The 17,791-nt window shown below is 73.7% G+C and carries 6 protein-coding genes; all 6 read right to left on the bottom strand.

Annotation, left to right across the window (positions count from 1 at the left end; all coding sequences use genetic code 11):
* Positions 1 to 16 precede the first annotated feature (16 nt).
* Genes FM076_RS32455 through FM076_RS32430 form a run of 6 tightly spaced genes read right to left on the bottom strand, consistent with a single transcriptional unit; the run spans position 17 to position 17,677 of the window.
* Positions 17 to 874 carry an alpha/beta fold hydrolase gene (locus FM076_RS32455; protein WP_173874384.1) on the bottom strand — a complete coding sequence of 286 codons (858 nt, stop codon included), beginning with the start codon at positions 872 to 874 and terminating at the stop codon, positions 17 to 19.
* The gene (locus FM076_RS32450) at positions 871 to 2,136 is read right to left on the bottom strand and encodes a cytochrome P450 (RefSeq protein ID WP_173874383.1); all 1,266 of its coding nucleotides are present in this window, start codon (positions 2,134 to 2,136) and stop codon (positions 871 to 873) included. Before FM076_RS32450 ends, FM076_RS32455 begins: the two co-directional genes overlap by 4 nt.
* The gene (locus FM076_RS32445; RefSeq protein ID WP_173874382.1) at positions 2,123 to 4,210 is read right to left on the bottom strand and encodes a Gfo/Idh/MocA family oxidoreductase; all 2,088 of its coding nucleotides are present in this window, start codon (positions 4,208 to 4,210) and stop codon (positions 2,123 to 2,125) included. The genes FM076_RS32450 and FM076_RS32445 overlap by 14 nt, the downstream gene beginning before the upstream one ends.
* Positions 4,207 to 5,358 carry a saccharopine dehydrogenase NADP-binding domain-containing protein gene (locus FM076_RS32440; RefSeq protein ID WP_173874381.1) on the bottom strand — a complete coding sequence of 384 codons (1,152 nt, stop codon included), beginning with the start codon at positions 5,356 to 5,358 and terminating at the stop codon, positions 4,207 to 4,209. The genes FM076_RS32445 and FM076_RS32440 overlap by 4 nt, the downstream gene beginning before the upstream one ends.
* Positions 5,355 to 10,931: a non-ribosomal peptide synthetase gene (locus tag FM076_RS32435; RefSeq protein ID WP_173874380.1), complete on the bottom strand. Its 5,577-nt coding sequence runs from the start codon at positions 10,929 to 10,931 to the stop codon at positions 5,355 to 5,357. The genes FM076_RS32440 and FM076_RS32435 overlap by 4 nt, the downstream gene beginning before the upstream one ends.
* Positions 10,928 to 17,677: a non-ribosomal peptide synthetase gene (locus FM076_RS32430; RefSeq protein ID WP_173874379.1), complete on the bottom strand. Its 6,750-nt coding sequence runs from the start codon at positions 17,675 to 17,677 to the stop codon at positions 10,928 to 10,930. The genes FM076_RS32435 and FM076_RS32430 overlap by 4 nt, the downstream gene beginning before the upstream one ends.
* Positions 17,678 to 17,791: the final 114 nt, after the last annotated feature.

Below are 17,791 nucleotides of genomic sequence, written 5' to 3'. Positions count from 1 at the left end.
GCTGTACGGCCCCGGTTCACGGCGTGCTGGGCCAGGTGTGTGAGCCGCCGGTGGTCAAAGAGGGGTCCAGACTGCGCAGCACGGTGGCGACGACCTCGCGGCGTCGGGGGGTGAGGTAGAAGTGGTCGCCGGGGAAGACCCGTACCTCGGTGCGGGCGGTGGTGAGGTCCGCCCAGCCGCCTGCCCGGTCGCGGCTGCGTTCCTCGCCGAGTTCGGGGTCGGTGCTGCCGGTCAGGACGTGCAGGGGGCAGGACAGCGGCGGCCGGTCCGCCGGCCGGTAGGTCTCGATGATCCGGTAGTCGTGGCGCACGGCTGCCAGGACCAGGGAGCGCAGCCCTGGATCGTCCAGGATCTCCCGGCTGGTGCCGCCGAGGCGAGCCAGTTCGGCGCTGAGGGTGTCGTCGCTTCGGCGGTGCAGTTGCCCGGTCACCGCGGTGCCGGGGGCGGCCCGGCCCGACGCGAACAGCCGGCGCGGGCCGGGAGCCGAGCGGGCGGTGAGCTGGTGGGCCAGCTCCCAGGCCACGGCGGAGCCCATGCTGTGTCCGAAGAGGGCGTACGGCCGGTCGAGCAGGGGTTCGAGGGCGTCCGCCACCGCGCCGACCAGCTCTTGCATGTCGGCCGCCCCGGGGTCGTCGAAGCGGTCCTCGCGGCCGGGGTACTGGATGGCGAGAAGCTCGACCTCCGGGGGCGTCAGTGCCGCCCAGGGCCGGTAGAAACCCGCGGTGCCGCCCGCGTGCGGCAGGCACACGAGCGTGAACCGGGGGGCGGAGTGGCCGCTCCACCGCCTGATCCAGGGGCTGTCGGCCCGGGCAGCGCGTGCGGAGGGCCGGGCGGAGTGCGGGAAGGACGCGTTCTGTGAGAAGGGCGCGGTCACCAGGTCACCCTCAGTTCTTCGAGGCCGAAGGTGGCCGAGTCGTGCTTGATGGCGATGTCGTCGCGGGTCCCGGCGAGGCGGAGGGTGGGAACCCGGCGGATGAGTGTCGCCAGGGCGATTTCCAGCTCCAGCCGGGCCAGGTGCTGTCCGAGGCACTGGTGGACGCCGTGGCCGAACGCGACATGGTGGTTGTCGGTGCGGTGGAAGTCGACCCGCTCCGGCTCGCCGAACCGTTCGGGATCGTGATTGGCCCCGGCCAGGAGGGCGATGACGCCGTCGCCGGCGGGGATCGTCCGGCCGGACAGGTCGATGTCCTCGGCGGCCACCCGCAGGGGGATGGAGTCGGCGACGGACAGGACGCGCAGGAGTTCGTCGACGGCGGCGGGGGTGAGCGAGGGGTCGCGGCGAAGTTCCTCCATCAGCTCCGGCCGGTCCAGGAGGAGCAGGGTGCTCAGGGCGATCATGCTGGTGGTGGTCTCGCGGCCGGCGTTGATGGTGATGCCGAGGGTGGACAGCAGCTCTTCCATGGTCACGTTGCCGGTGGCGAGGTGGTCGGTGACGAGCTGGGAGATCAGGTCGTCGCGCGGTTCCTCCCGCCGTTCGGTGACGAGTTGGGCGAGCAGGCCGAAGAGGCCGCCGAGGGCTGCGGAGACCTGTTCGGCGGTGCTGTTCCGGGAGCCGGAGACCCGGGTGACGTCCCGGAAGAACTCCAGGTCCTCGCGCGGGATGCCGAGCAGTTCGCAGATCACCGAGGTGGAGACGGCGTTGGCGTACGCGGAGACGAGGTCCACGGGGCCGCCGGCGGCGAGCATGCCGTCCAGGATCTCGTCCACGCGAGCCTGCACGGCCGAGCGCATCGCCCGGACCCGACGCACCGTGAACGCCGGCAGGAGCATCCGCCGGTACTTGGTGTGCTCGGGGGCGTCGGTCCGGATGAAGGGACGGAACCTGGCCCCGGCCTCCTGTTCTCCCTCGCCGAGTGCCGGGAAACCCGGACGGCGGATGTCGGCGCTGACGCGGGGGTCGCAGAGCAGTTCGCGGACATCGTCGTAGCGCGTGACCACCCAGGCTTCCTTCCTGGTCGGCAGGGTGACGCGGGCGACCGGGTCGTGGGCGCGCAGGGCGGCGTACTGTGCGGGCGCGGCGAAGGGGCTGCCGCGCCGGATCGGGAAGTCCGGGGGAAGGGTGGCGGAGTCCGGTGCGGCATTGGCGCGAGGGTGGCCGGAGGCGTGGGACGCCGTCGAGTGCTCAGGGGGTGTCATGGGTGTCCTGGCCGTCGTTGGAGGAGGGGGCGTGCGAAGGGGCGGTGCGCGGGGCGTCCGGGCCGCCGGAGGCGGTCCGCGCGGGCGGCGGCTGCCGCCCGCCGGCTGTGTCGGGGCCGCCGGGTTCTCGGGTGAGTACGGCCAGTGGGGGTGCTCCGGGGCGGGTGGGCAGCGCGCGTGCCGCCATGCCGGACTCGGCCACCACCTCCTCGAGGCCGAAGGGCACCCAGCGGTAGGAGTCGCGCACTTCGCGTTCCGCCTGGGTGGCGCCGTCCCGGTAGACCCGCCAGGTGGAGTGCAGGCGCATCACTCCGTCCCGTGTCCCCTCGGGTGCTGCGCCGAAGGACCATTCGTAGCGATGGCGTCCGGCGTGGGCAGTGGCGAGCCGGGTCTCGGGAAGGACCGAGGGGCTTCTCCACTGCATGAGTTCGACGAGTACGAGCCCGTCGGGTGCCAGTCGCCGTCTCAGCCGCCGCCACAGCCTGGCCCGCCCTTCGGCGTCGAGGTGGCCGAGGACGCCGCAGAGCAGGACGGCACTGATCCGGTCCGGAAGGTCCAGGTCGGGAGCGGAGTCCGCGGTCACGGTGACCCGCGTTCGCAGATCCTCGTCGCTGAAGACCCGGCTGGTGAGCACGGCGCGCATGCCGGCCGACGGTTCGCAGGCGATGATCTCCGCGTCCGGCCGGGCCCGGGCGACGGCCTCGGTCACCAGACCGGTGCCCGCGCCGATGTCGACGACCGGCCCGGTGCTCAGATCGGCGTCGGCGAGGAGGGCCGCGACGGCGGGGGCGCTGGAGGTCGCGGTGTGCTCGGCGGCGAAGAGGTCGAAGAACTCGGCAGAGGGAGAGTACGGGGCGGCGTCGGCGGGCCGGGCCGGGGCCGGCTCCGGTGAGGAGCGGGCCGGCTCCCCGGCGGTGGCCGGACGTGCGTCGGCCCGGCCGCAAGGAGGCGGGCCCGGTTCCGGGTGCGGAGCGGTGTCGTGCGTGAGCCCCTCCGGCGTGGGGAGGACGTCACTGACCGCGAGGGGCCGGGGCGCGGCGGGCCGAACGATCTCGGGTGGTCCCAGCCGGGCCGCGAGGTCGGTCCAGATACGGCACACGGCCAGGTCGTACTGGCCCGCGCGCAAGGCGTCCCCGCCGTGGGCGACAGCCTCGCGGAGGCCGTCGAGTGCCGTGCCGATCGCTTCGGGCCACAGGTCGGAGAAGACCGTGCGGAAGGACCCCGTGGTGCCGACGACGGTCGTGGTCGCGAGCCCCAGTCCGCCGGTGCCCGGACCGTCGAGGACGAACCGCCGGTCCGCGTCCCGCCCGATGTGCAGCCGGGGGCTCCACAGCACGGGGCCGTGGGTGTCGGCCAGGGTGAGCACTCCCCCCTCGGTTCCGACGGAGATCCGGTGCCAGTGCAGGGCGTGGTTGTCCCGGTCGGCGGGGTCGAGCTGGTGGTGCACCCGCAGGGTGAGGGGCGCGCCGGCGAACACGCCGTGCAGGGAACGGAACGGCTGCGGTCCGATCCCTGCGGGCAGCGGCGCCGGGTCCGCGAACCGCCACGGCCGCAGCGTGCCCATCGCCTGGCCGAGGATGTCCACCAGGGGGTGCATCAGGTGGACCGGGGTGGCGGCGTCCACGAAGAGCGGCCGCTGCCGTGCGACCAGCCGGCGGGCCGCCTCGATGAAGGTGCGGACCGGGGCGACGTGCGGATAGTGGGTGTTGAGGCGGTACTGCACCCCCCGCTCACGGGCGTGTTTGAGGTTTTCCGTCAGTTCGGTGAGGTGGACGGGGTGTTCTTGGAGGACGTGGATGCCCCGGTCCATGAGTGCTCTGGCCAGTTCGGTCCCCCGGCCGCCCGAGATGGAGGAACTCACCGCGACGCAGGCGGCGTCGATGTCTGCCGGGAGGTCGTCGAGGTCCGTGTGGTACGGGACGTCCAGGCTCCGGGCATACGCCCGGGACGCTTGCGAACCCCGGCTCAGCATGCCGGCCAGGATGTATCCGGGGCGCCGGCGTACCGCCTCGGCGTAGAAGCGGCCGAAATTGGTGCCGCAGACCAGTACGCGCAGCGGCGACGGTTCGCTCACAGCACACCTTCTTCCGCCTGTCCGGCGCCGGCCGCCGCGCCGGTGAGCCGGAAGTCGGCGGCCCCACGTGACCGCAGGTGCCCGACCACGGCGTCCGGGTCCAGCACGTCGCAGGCGAAGTGCACGCCCGCCGGGACCTCGCCGCGCACCACCGCGTCCGCCGCGAGCGCGCCCACGGCCGCGGTGAGGCGGTAGCTGCTGGCCGCGCGCAGGGTCACGCCCGCCGTGGCCGGCCGTCCTGACGCGGTGCCCGACAGTGCGAAGTCCATGACGTAGTAGGGCCTGCGTCCGGCCAGGTCGAGATCGGCGGCGAGGATCAGCCGCTCCGCGAGCCGGTCCGGGTCGTCTCCGGCTGCGAGACGTCCCGGCAGGAGGTTGAGCAGGGCGCGTACGGCGGGGCCGGGGTGGACGTTGTACCAGTCGAGCCGGTCCAGGCCCAGGGCGGTGGCGAGGCGTTCGCTCTCGCCGCTGAGGTAGGGCTGCACGGCGACCCGGCCGGGGAACGCCTCGTGTTCCGTGTCCTCGGCCGTGCGCAGGACGCGTGACGCGCGCCGCCCGCCGCGCACGGCCGCGAGCGCCTCGCCGTAGGCGGCGCCGTCCGCGCCCCCGGAGGTGAGGGAGAGCAGCAGGTCGTGCGCCACCGTCGGCGAGCATGCCTCCAGGCCACCGCAGTGCGCGGTCAGCGCGGCGGCGCTGTCCAGTCCCTGCCCGGCCAGCCAGCGCGGCAGGAGACTCGACAGTCCGGGCAGTGCTCCCGCCGACAGGACGACGGTGCGGCCGTCGCGGGCCGGATCGCCGCCCTTGCGGAGGTCCTCGGCGGCCGGGTCGTCCCCGGCGACGTCGACGCAGTGGGCACCGGCGGCGAGGGCCGCGGAGGCCACCGTGGCGCGGAGCCGGTAGGTGGGGCCGGCACAGTTGAGGACGACGTCGCAGCCCCCGGCGAAGGCGCGCAGGCCGTCCGGTGCGGTCGCGTCGGCACGGACTGTCTCGTCGTGCCCTGCGGGATCCTCCTTCGCGACCGCGCACAGCGCTGAGGCGGTCCGCCCTCCCAGGCGGAGTCCGGTGTGGCCGAGCGCGCGCAGTTCCCGTACGGCGGCCCGGCCGACCGCCCCGGAGGCACCCAGGACCCCGATCACAGGCTTGGTCATCGGGTGATCGCCCCCTGGGTCAGCTCACCGAGGGTCTTGAGGATGCCGGGCGCGTGCTCGACGGACAGGCAGCTGTAGTGGTCGCCGCCGATGTCCACGATGTCCAGGTCTCCCAGGGTCAGTTCCTCCCAGTACGCGGTGACGGCCTCCTTGCTGCCGGGGAAGGGGTAGGCGCCGTCGTGGCGCAGGAAGGTGATGTCGCCCGCGTATGGCTCGGGGTGGTAACGGGTGATGGCGAAGACGCTCTGCCGGAAGGCGAGGAAGAGCCGCGTCATGTGGTCGGGCTGGTAGGTGCCGGCCGAAGCGGGCACCACCTCGCACATCCGCGCGATACGGGTGGCCCGGTCGACGGCGGCCAGCCGTCGGAAGCAGGCCGCGACATCCTCGAACTCGGCGGGCAGCGCGGCCAGTCCGCCGTCCGGCAGGACGCCCGGGCTGGCCGCCAGGACGGCGTCGGCCGCCGCGGCCACCCGGTACGGGTCGCTGGGGAAGCCGAGGTCGGCCGGGTCGATGCCCATCATGACGGCGAAGGAGTATTCGGCGAGGAGTTCGTCGTCGAGCCGGAAGCGGGGGCTGTGGCTGCTGATGACGGTGAGGCTCTCCACCTGGGCCCCGGACTCGGCCAGGTTGCGGGCCACCTCGGTGGCGATCAGGCCGCCCAGGCAGTAGCCGACCACGTGGAAGCGGCTGCGGCCGTCCACCGTCAGGGCCCGTGCGTAGTCGGCCGCCATCTGCTCGATGAGTCCCTCCGGTGGCGCGTTGAGGAACCGGTTCAGGTCCGGGACCTCCACGCCGACGACCTCGGCGAGGCCCGGTGAGCGGCGCCTGATCTCGGTGAGCAGCGCGCGGTACGGCATGATCGTCGCGGTTCCGGCGTGGACCAGGACGGTCGTCGGCTCGTCGTCGGAGCGGGCGCCGTGCAGGTGGATCACCGGGTCCGTGCGCACGGTGTCCGCCGCGGGCACGTCCTCGTCGCCGGCCAGGCCGCGCAGGAATCCGGCGAGTCCGGCGACGGTGGGACGGCGCAGCATGTGGCGCAGGACGACCTCCCACTCCAGGCCGGCCGCCCGTGGTACGCGCTCGCGCAGCAGGCCGACCATGCGTGCGACCAGGAGCGAGTCTCCGCCGAGGTCGAAGAAGTCGTCGTTGCGGGTGACGCTTTCGACCGCGAGGAGCTGCGCCCACAGCTCGGCGAGGCTGTTCTCCAGCTCGTCCTTCGGCTGCTCGTCCACCACGGCCGGTGCGCTCTCGCGGGGCAGCCAGGTCCGCAGACGCGCGCGGTCGGTCTTGCCGTTGGCCGTGCGGGGAAGGGTGTCGACGACCTGCCACACCGAGGGGAGCATGTACTCCGGGAGCCTGGTGGCCGCCGTGCGGGCCAGCTCGCCCACGGGAACGTGGTGGCGGTCGTCCTTGAGCGTGGCGAAGAAGACCTCCTGGCCGGTGAGCGCCAGGGCGTCCTGGGCGTCGGGCAGTGAGGTGACCTCGGACGCCCCGTGGGCGACGAGGAGTTCGCGCCACTGGGTGCGGGTCAGGAAGGACTGCCCGGTGTGCTCGCGCACATCGGTCCAGGTCCGGCCGGCGACCTCCAGGAACTCCATGGAGACGAGCAGCGGGAGATTCTCGTCGCGGGTGTTCTCCACGAACACCAGCTGCCCGCCCGGCACCAGCAGTTCCCGCAGCCTGCCCACGGCGGCGTCCGCGTCGGCGGCGGCGTGCAGGGTGTTGGCGCAGATCACGACGTCGAAGCTGTTGGGCAGCAGGTGCTGGGCGCGCGGGTCCTCGTCGGCGTCGAAGCGCTGGTAGCGGATCCACGGGTGGTCGGCGAAGCGCTCGCGGGCTTCGTTGAGGAAGAAGGCGGAGGCGTCGGTGAACAGGTAGTCGACGCCGTACTCGGCGAGGACGGGCACCAGTTCGCCGGTGGTGCCGCCGACGCCGCCGCCCACTTCGAGGACCCGCAGCCGCTCCTCGCCGGTGTGACCGGCGGCGGTCTCGCGCAGCGCGGCGGCCACCGCCCGGTTGAGGTGCCGGATGGCGAGGTTGTCGCGGTAGGCGGCGTCCGCTGCCTGGGTGGCCGCTCCGGGGAAGAGCAGCTCCTGGATGCCCGTCTCGCCGGAGATCAGCTCGGGCAGCCGCGCGGCACAGGTGCGCATGACGGTGAGCAGCTCGGTGCTCCAGCCGATCTCGCGCTCCAGCGTCGCGGCCCGCTGCCAGCGGCGTTCCCCCTCGGTGTCGGAGACGGGGACGAGGCCGCTGTAGGTGCCGTCCGCGCCCCGGTGGGTGAGCCGGCCCCGGGCGGCCAGGGCGCGCAGCCAGCGCCGCACGATGTGCCGGTGCCGGGGCGTGGCGCGCAGGGCCGTGCCCACGTCCTCCGCTGTACGCGGCGCACCGCCGGCGAACGTCTTGGAGGCGGTGAGGACACGCGTCATCTCGGCGATCGCCACCTCGTCGAGGGCGGTCAGGAAGTCGGTGAGCCGCGCGGCGTCGACGGCCGCGGAGGCTTCGCGTACGGCGTCGGCGGCCGCCGTACGCGCCTGGGCCCGCCGCGCCGCGGCGGGATCGTTGCCGTCCCTGGGCGGCGCCCCCGAACGGCCGGTGGTCCCGTCGTCCTTGCGGGCCGTCTCCACGAACGCGGCCAGGCGCCGTCCGCCCGCCGCGGAGTCGTCGACCACCACGGCGCCCGCCGCGACGGCCGGGTGGGCCTGTACGGCGGCCTCCACCTCGGCGAGTTCGACCCGGTATCCGCGGATCTTGACCTGCGCGTCCTCACGGCCCAGGAACTCGATGGTCCCGTCGGGGAGGTACCGCCCGAGGTCACCCGTGCGGTACAGCCTCCCCCCGGTGGCGGGGTCGGTGAGGAACCGCTGAGCCGTGCGCTCCTCGTCACCGAAATAGCCCAGGGCGACGCCGGCGCCGCCGATGTACAGCTCGCCCGGCACCCATTCGGGGCGTGGCCGCAGGTGCCGGTCGAGTACGGCGAACGTCTGGTTGGTCAGGGGTTTGCCGTACGGGATGCTCGGGCGGGCCGGGTCCACGTCGCCGACCGGGTGGGCGATGGACCAGATGGAGCCCTCGGTGGCGCCGCCGAGCGAGACGATCTCCAGCCCCGGCAGGAGTGCGCGGGCCCGGTCGGGCAGGGCGACCGGTATCCAGTCGCCGGATATCAGCGTGAGCCGCAGCGAGGTGCCGCCGGCGGAGGGCTCGGAGCTGAGCCAGTCGCACAGCATGTGGAGCTGACCGGGGACCGAGTTCCACACGGTCACCCCGTGGTCGCGGACGAGTTCGGCCCAGTGGGAGGGGTCGCCGCGCCGGTCGGCCGCCGGCAGGACGAGGGTGGCGCCCACCGCCAGCGGTCCGAACAGGTCGTAGACGGACAGGTCGAAGCCCAGCCCCGCGATGCCGAGGAGGCGGTCGCGTCCGGTCACGCCGTAGCGGCGGTTGATGTCCTCGACGGTGTTGAGGGCGGCGCGGTGACTGATCATCACACCCTTGGGCGTGCCGGTGGAGCCCGAGGTGTAGATGATGTAGGCGAGGTCGTCCGGGTCGCGCCGGGCTCCGGCCACCACGTCCGGCGTGGCCGCGGTCTCGTCGGGGAGGAGGTCGACGGCGACGGCTGCGACGTTCTCCGGCAGGTCGTCGATCCCGGCGAGCCAGGACTGGGTGAGGACCGTGCGGACGCCCGCGTCCGCGATGATCGTGTCCCGGCGGGCCGGGGGCTGGGCCGTGTCCACGGGCAGGTAGGCGCCGCCCGCCATGAGGGTGCCGAAGACCGCGACGACCTGCTCCCAGCCCTTGTCCGCCCAGATGGCCACGGGTTCCCCGGGACGCAGCCCGGATGCCGTCAGTGACGCGGCGAGAGCGCTCGCGCGGGCCACGAGCTGCCGGTAGGTGAGCGCGAGTTCGGGGGTCCGGACGGCGATCGCGTCGGGGGTGGCCTGCGCCTGGGCGAGCACGGGTTCGTGGAGCAGGGCGTCCGGCAGGGGCCCCTCGGTGGCGTTGACCGCGCGTCGGCGTGCCGCCTGTGCGCCGGGCAGGGGGATGCGGGCCGGCGCTTCCCAGGCGGCCTCACCGGCTTCGCCGTCGGCCGACAGCGACCGTACGAGTGCCGTGTACGCCTCGAACATGGCGTCGGCGACCCCGTGGGCGAGCGCGCCCTCCCGGACGTCCCACGACAGGCTCAGGGCGTCGCCGCGGTGCATGACCTGGCAGTCGAGCCACACCTGCGGCGTCCGGGTCGCGGCGTACGTCACCTCGGGGGGTACCCCCTCGAAGGCGGCGCCGGTGCCCAGGGCGCTGGTGAAGACAACCGGCATCAGTACCGGCGCGCCGGCCCTGCGGGAGAGCTCGGCGAGCACCTCCGAGCCGGTGAACAGCGGATGCGCGAGGTCCTCCAGCAGCCGCTGCCCGAGGGTCTTCGTCCGCTCGGCGAAGGTGGCCGGGGCGTCGAGGTCGACGGCGAGGAGTTCGAGCGTGGTGAAGTCTCCGACGAGGCGGCCGATGTCCTCGTGCAGGGCGGGCCGGTCGACGGTGGGCACGTTGAGCGTGAAGCGGCTGGTGCGCGACCAGTGGCCGACCGTCTCGGCATACGCGGTGAGCAGGGCCGTCGACACGGTCAGTCCGCGCCGCGCGGCCCGCTCGGTGAGGCGGTCCCGGTCGGCCGCGGGCAGCAGGGACTCCAGCCGGCGGAACGTCACCGGGCCGTCGGGAGCCGGAGTGCTGCCTGTCTGACCGGAACCGCTCACCGAGGCTTCCCAGGCTTCGGCGAGGGGCAGTTCGGGGGCGGGCGGCAGGGCATCGAGGCGTTCGGTCCAGTAGGCGCGGTCGCGGGTGTGCGCGTCGCTGTCGGCGAGGGCACGGCGGGCCAGGACGTAGTCGCGGAAGGAGATCCGCGGCGGGTCGGACAGGGCGGCGCCGCCGTAGCTCCGGTGGAACTCGGCGAGCAGGACGCGCAGGCTGGCGTGGTCGACGACGAGCATGTCGAAGGAGAGGTGGAGTACGGCTCGCTCCGCGGTCCGGCTCACATGCACATCGAACAGCGGCCACTGGTCGGTGGGTGCCTCACGTGCCGACAGACGCGCCCGGGTGCGCTCCAGCTCCGCCTCGGCTCCGGGCGGCGGAAGCGCGGTCAGGTCGTCGGCTCCGACGTCGAGGGCCGGCACGTCGGGCAGGATCTGCTGGTAGCCGTCGGGGTGGATGACGGCGCGGAGCATGTCGTGCCGTCGCACCAGCTCCCGCCACACGGAGGTGACACGGTCCACGTCCAGGTCGGGGTATTCCAGTTCGACGTAGGCGTGGCAGCCGACGCCCCCGTAGGCGTAGGCGTCGGTGCGGCCGATGAGGTACGCGGCCTGGATGTCTGTCAGCGGGAACGGCTCGTGGCGGTTGTCGGGGTCACCGTGCAGGGCCGGTTCCCCGCCCTCCAGGTGGCGCAGGATGGCGTCCTTGTGGGTGCGCAGTTCGGCTCGGTGCGTGTCGGTGAGCCGGCCCTGGGGGGCCCGGAAACGCAGTTGTCCGTCCTGGGCCCACAGCACCACGCCCTCATCGGCGTAACGGGCCAGCAGTTCAGCGATGTTCACAGCTCTCCGGTCTCGTAGGCGGTCTCGTGGGCCGCTAGCGTGCGGGTGATGTCCGCGGCGAGCGCGGCGATGGTCGGTGCGGCGAAGAAGCGGCGGACGGGCACGGTTGCCCCGAACCGGCGCTCGATCGCGGTCAGCAGGCGCAGCGCGGTGAGGCTGTCGCCGCCGGCGGTGAAGAAGTTGGCGTTGCGGTCCGGCACCCAGTGCGGCAGGTACTCGTGCCAGAGTCCGGCGAGGGCCTCTTCGGTCCCGCACCGTGGCGGTTCGCCGCCGGCGGGCACCGTCCGCGGTCCCGCCATGCCGGCCAGGGCTCCCCGGTCGACCTTGCCGTTCGTGGTGAGGGGCAGCGTGGGCAGGAGAAGGACGCGGGACGGGACGGCGTAGGCCGGCACCCTTTCCGCCAGCAGGCCGGTCAGTTCCCTGGTGAGTTCGGGGCTCTCGGCGGGTGTGGGGGATCCGGCGGGGACCGGCTCGGTGGCAAAGGCACCGCTCGCGGTGGGGCCCTGCGGTACGGCGAAGGCGACCAGGCGCTTGGCGGTGCGCTCCCCCACGGCCACGACGGCGGCCCGCGCGATGGCCGGGTGCGCTTCCAGGGCGGCCTCGATCTCTCCCGCCTCGATGCGGTGGCCGGCGATCTTCAGCTGGCTGTCGAGCCTGCCGAGGAACTCCAGCAATCCGTCGCCCCGGAACCTGCCCAGGTCGCCCGTCCGGTACCAGCGCTGCCCGTCCCGCTCGACGAACTTCTCGGCCGTGCGCACCGGGTCGGCGAGGTAGCCGCGGGCCAGCCCGGCGCCGCCGATCCACAGTTCGCCGGGCGTCCAGTCGGGGCAGTCCCGGCCGTCCCGGTCGACCACGCGGTAGTGCTGCCCGGTCAGGGGGCGGCCATAGGGGATGGAGACCCACCGGGGGTCCGGATCGGTGACGGTGAGGGTGTTGGACCAGATGGCGGCTTCCGTGGCTCCGCCCATGGCGACGAAGGAGCAGGGCCGCGCGGTCCGGGCCCTGAGCCGGGCGGGCAGGTCGAGGCCGATCCAGTCGCCGGAGACCAGTGCGGTCCGCAGCTTTCCTATCCGGCCGCCTTCCCCGCCACCCTGTTCGTCGGCGTCGAGCAGCAGGTCGAGCAGGGCGGGCACGCTGTTCCAGACGGTGACGCCGTACCGCTCCAGCAGGTGCGGCCAGCGGGCCGGTTCGCGGCGCTCGTCCTCGGTGGGCAGCAGGAGGGAACCGCCTGCGGCGAGCAGGCCGAAGACGTCGTACACGGACAGGTCGAAGTCCAGCGCCGAGAGGGCGAAGACGCGGTCGTCCCCGGTGATGCCGTGCCGGGCGTTGATGTCGGCGATCGTGTTCCAGGCGGCGGCGTGGGCGATCTCGACTCCCTTGGGTTCGCCCGTGGAGCCCGAAGTGAAGATCACGTAGGCCGGCGTCCGCGGGGACGCCTCACGGGGCGCGGGCAGCGGTTCATGGTCCTGCGTGTCCGCGAAGGACAGGCGGCGGGGGCCGGGCGCCTTCCTGGTGGGCCAGTGTCCGAGGACGACCTCGAATCCGGCGGTGGCGTGCACCCGTTCCAGTCGTGCCGCGGGGTGTTCGAGGCCGAGGGGGACGTAGGCGGCCCCGGCCGCGAGGACGCCCAGGACCGCCGCGATCTGCTCCGGGCCCTTGGGCAGGGTGACCGCGACCAGGTTCCCCGGGCGTACGCCCGCGTCGCCGAGCGTCGCGGCGACGCGCAGGGCCTGCCGGGCCAGGGTCCCGTAGGTCACCTCCTGCCCTGCCGTCGTGACGAGGGCGGTGCGGTCGGGGGTGGTGGCCGCGTGGGTGAAGAACGCCTCGTGCAGCAGGCGAGGGGCCACCGGTTCGAGGGCGGCCTCCCGTGCCGTGGCGGCCCGCCGCTCGTACTGGGACGCGGGCACCAGATCCGGGAGAGGCGCCTCCCAGTCGGCGGCGACGAGGTGCCGCAGCAGCCTTTCGTAGGCGGCGAACATCGCGTCCAGGGTGCCTTCGGCGAACAGCTCCTCGACCGCGTCCCAGGTGACGACCAGGTTCCCGGACTCCTCGGTGACCTGGTTGTCCAGGCAGACCTGCGGGGTCTGGGAGATTCCCCAGACCTTGGCGGGGAAGCCGGTGCCCGGTGCGGCCAGCGTCGCGTCACCGACGCCGATGGCGCTGGTGAACACCACGGGGGCGGCGGCGTCCACCGTTCCCGTGCGGCGGCCGAACTCCCGTAGCAGCCAGTCGACGGGCACGTCGGCATGGTCGAGGTCCTCGGCCTGACGGCGTTGCAGCGCCCTGGCCGCCGCCAGCCACGACGTGCCCTCGCGCCGGTGGCCTGCGAGGGACAGGGAGGTGAAGTCGCCCAGCACCCGGTGGATGTGGGGGTGGACGTCGCGCCGGTTGAAGAGGGTGAGCGTGACGGTCACCGCTTCGCTCCCGCTCCACCTCTCCAGGACCTCCGCGTACAGGGCGAGCAGGACGGTGGAGGGGGTGAGGCCGTACCGGGCCGCGCCCCGCTTGACGGCCCGCCAGTCGTCGGCGGGCACGGTGAGCCGACGCCGGGTGAAGACCGGCGTGCCGAGCGTCGCGGGGTCGCGGTCGAAGGGCAGGGCGGGTGGCGGTGGCAGTTCCAGGAGGCGGGACTCCCAGTGGGCGCGGGCTCGCGCGTCCGACTCCGGGTCCGCCGTCAGGCGGGTCAGGTAGTCACGGAACGTCACGTCGATGGGCGGCAGTTCGTGGCCCGGGTCGGCGTAGAGCGCGTTCAGTTCGGCGTAGAGCGTGGTGAGCGAGAGCGCGTCGAGCATCAGGTAGTCCAGACCGACGCCGATGCGGGTGCGGACCTCACCGCCCTCGTTGCTGGCATCCTCGTCCTCGCGGTAGCGCACCGCCTCGATCGCGAAGAGCGGCCACCGCGCGGGATCACGGACCTGGCGGGACAGCCGGGCGCGCAGGCCGGCCAGGGCCTCGGCCGCGCCGCCGGGGCGGGCGTCCGCCACCGGGATGCGCACCGGCGGTACCTCGGGCATGACCCGCTGGTGCCCGTCCTCGACGACGGCACGGAGCATGCCGTGCCGACGGACGAGGGTGTTCCAGGCGTGCTCCAGCCGGGCCAGGTCGACGTCCGTGCCGTCGAACTCCGTGTAGTGCCAGGTGCCGACGCCGCCGAGCGTGAACCGGGGATCGCGTCCGGTGTGGTAGGCGGCCTGGACGTCCGTGAGCGGGAAGGGCTCGTGGGCGTGCTCCGGGTCGGGAACGAGGAGGGGGCCGGTGGCCGGTGCCCGCTCACCGGCGGCGGTCGCGGGGTGCAGCGTCTCGCAGAAGTGCTGGAGTACGGGACGGGCGAAGAGGTCGGCCACGCGGGCGCCGGGGAATCCGGTGGCGCGCAGCCGGCCGATCATACGGGTCGCGACGAGCGAGTCGCCGCCCAGCAGGAAGAAGCTGCTGTCGCGTCCCACGTCGGCCACGTCGAGCAGATCGGCCCACACGGCCGCCACAGCCGTCTCCACGGGACCGGCCGGCGCCATGGTGCGCGGTCCGTCCTGGCCGGCGGCCTCCATCAGCGCCCGGCGGACGGCGGCGCGGTCGAGTTTGCCGTTGGCGGTCAGCGGCAGGTCGCGCAGGACGAGGACCCGCTCGGGGACCATGTAGGCGGGCAGCCGCTCCGCAGCCCTCAGGCGGACCTTCTCCGCGTCGGGTGCCTCGCCGCGGGCGGACACGGCCGCGGCGAGGTGCCGCGCCGGTGTGTCGAGAACGGTGGCGACCGCGTGCAGGACGGCGGGGTCCTCCTCCAGGGCGGACTCGACGTCGCCGAGTTCGACGCGGTGGCCGCCGAGCTTCACCTGGTGGTCGGCGCGGCCGAGGAACTCCAGCACTCCGTCGGGCCGGTAGCGGGCCAGGTCGCCGCTGCGGTACCAGCGGTCGCCGTCGTGCTCGACGAAGCGTTCCGCGGTGCGCTCGGGGTCCGCACGGTAGCCGATCGCCACGCCGGGGCCGCCGATCCACAGCTCTCCGGGGACGAGATCGGGGCAGTCGCGACCGCGCCCGTCGACGACACGGGCCCGCATGTTGCGCAGGGGAACGCCGTAGGGGACGGACTTCCAGGACGGGTCGGTCTCCTCCACCTCGAACACCGTGGAGTGGACCGCGGCCTCCGTCATGCCTCCGAGTGCCACGAAACGGCAGCCGGGCACGAGGGCCCGCAGTCTGCGGGGCTGGTCGAGCCCGACCCAGTCCCCGCCGAGCAGCACCATGCGCAGGGAGTCGCCGAGGCCGTCGTTCTCGCCGGCGGCCATCAGCATGTCCAGCAGTGCGGGCACGCACTGCACCAGCGTCACCCCGTGTGTGCGCACCAGCCGCGCCCAGTGGTGGGCGTCGCGGCGGTGCTCCTGCCCCACGGCGACCACCTGGCCGCCGAGTGACAGCGGGGTGAAGATGTCCCAGGTGGCGAGGTCGAAGTCCAGCGCGGAGATCGCGAGCGTGCGGTCCCGGGGGCCGAGCCCGAGCTGCTCCTCCATCGCCTCGATGGTGTTGACGACCGCCCGGTGCGAGACCTCGACGCCCTTGGGCGCTCCCGTGGAGCCGGAGGTGAACAGCACGTAGGCGGGCAGCGCTGGATCCGGCTGGACGACCTGTGCGGGTTCCGCCTTTGAGGCGTCCTCCAGGCACAGCACCGGAGCCGAGGAGACTTCCGCGCACAGGTGGGCGTGGTCCCGGTCGGTGAGCACGGCGGACGCGCCGGCCACGGCGTGGATGCGTGCCCGGCGCACGGCGGGCTGTTCCACCCCGACGGGGGCGTAGGCCGCGCCCGCGGCCAGGATGCCGAGGACCGCGATGATCTGGTCGGCGCCCTTGGGCAGGGTCACCGCGACGGTGTCCCCCTCCCCCACGCCGTGGGCGCGCAGCAGCGCGGCGATCCGCCGTGCCGTGCGGCCGAGTTCGCCGTAGCTGAGCGTGTCACCCGTGGTGCGGACGACGGCGGTGCGGCCCGGCTCGGCCTCCGCGAGCCGGAAGAAGCGGGTGTGCAGGGCGCGGTCCGGGACGGGCGCGGGAGGCAGGGCCGCCACCGCGCGCCGGGGCAGGACGCCGGGTGCGAGCAGGCCGTCCACCGGCCGCTCCCAGGCGTCGGGGTCCCTCACGAGACGGGTGATGAGGCGGCGGTAGGCGTCGAACGCGGCGTCGGGTACCGACGGCTCGAACACGCCGTCCCGCACGTCCCAGTTGAGGAGGAGGCCGCCGTCGAGTTCGGTGACCTGCGCGTCCAGGTGGACCTGCGGCCCCTGCGAGATGATCCAGGACGGGCGGCCGAAGGACTTCTGGACGTCCTGCTCGAAGATCTCGCCCAGGCCGATGGCGCTGGTGTACACGACGGGAGCCAGCACCGGGGCCCCCTCGGCGCGGGAGAGGTCGCGCAGCACCTCGACGCCGCCGTAGGCACCGTGGGAGATGGCCTCCTGCAGGCGTTCCTGGAGACCGCGGGCCTGCCGGGAGAACGCGTGCGGCGCGCTCATGTCCGCGTCGAGCAGGACGGAGCTGCTGAAGTCACCGACGAGCTGGGCCACCTCGGGATCGAACATCTCCCGGTCGAACAGCGGGAGGTTGAGCAGGAAGCGTCGGCTGTCGCTCCAGGCGGCGACGACCTCGGCGAAGGCGGTGGCCAGGGCGGCGGCGGGGGTGATGCCGTGCCGGCGGGCCGCGCCGATGAGCGCGGCCTTGTCGGCGGGGCCGAGCCAGTGGTGCAGGCGGCGGGAGTGGGTGAGCGTGCTGTCCTCCGCGCTGACCGGGGTGAGCGGGTCGACGGCCGTCGGCAGCCGCGGGGCGCGGGGCAGGTCCGGGAGGCGCTCGCGCCACCAGGCGGCGTGCTGTGCGCGTTCGGCCCTTCGCCTCACGTCGTGCTCGGCGAGGTACCGCCGGTAGTCGAGGCCCAGCTCGCGCGGCGGGTCGTCGGGGCACTCGTAGAAACGGCGCAGGTCGGACAGGAGGACCCGGAGGCTCAGTGCGTCACCGGCCATCATGTCCAGGTCGATCTGCAACCGGGTCCCCCCGTCGGGGAGCAGGCACAGGGCCGCGCGGAAGACCTCGCCCGCGGTGATGTCCGGGCGTTGGTGGGTGTTGCGCTCGCGCAGCAGCTCCAGCTCCGACGCGGCCTCGTCGGCGGTGCGTGCACGCAGGTCGTGGACGGTGAGCGGCACGCCCGCGGCGCCGAAGCGCTGGCGGCCCTCCTCGTCGAAAACGGCCCTGAGCATGCCGTGCCGCCGCACGAGGGCCCGCAGGGCGGCCTCAAGCCGGGACGGATCGACCTCGTGGCCGTCGAGTTCGACGTAGAAGTGCGCGGCGACCCCGCCGAGGGGCTGTCCGTCCTGTCGTCCGATCCAGTAGGCGTGCTGCATCGTGGCCAGCGGGAAGGAGGAGCCGGGATCCGCCTCGGGGGCCGCCACCTCCGGTGGGGCGGGTTGTGCGGGGGCGGGTGCGTCGTCGCGCCGCGCCCGCTCGAGCAGGGCCGTCCAGGCTCGGAGGGTCGGCTCGCGCGTGAGGTCCTGGAAGGTGACGGTGCTGCCCGCGCGCCGCCAGGTGCCCACGAGGGACATCAACGTCAGGGAGTCGAGGCCGAGTTCGAACAGGTCTCGGTCGTCCTCCAACTCCTCCGGTGCCAGCTCCAGTGCGCGTGCCACCGCCGCACGTACCGCGGTCGGCGCGTGCGGGTCACGACCGAGGGGGTCGCTTTCCGCTGTCCGCGCCTGGACGACTGCTTCATCGCTCACTGAGGGGCCTTCCGGTCGGATGGGGCGGGGGGTCGCGTCGAGGACGGCGGGCGGCGGGAGTTGCGGCGCGCGAGGGCCGGCCCCTGAAGCCTACGTAGAAATGATTATCATTTC

This window comes from Streptomyces albus subsp. chlorinus, assembly GCF_013302895.1.
Lineage (GTDB): Bacteria > Actinomycetota > Actinomycetes > Streptomycetales > Streptomycetaceae > Streptomyces > Streptomyces chlorinus.
This window is presented reverse-complemented; position numbering and strand designations above follow the sequence as displayed.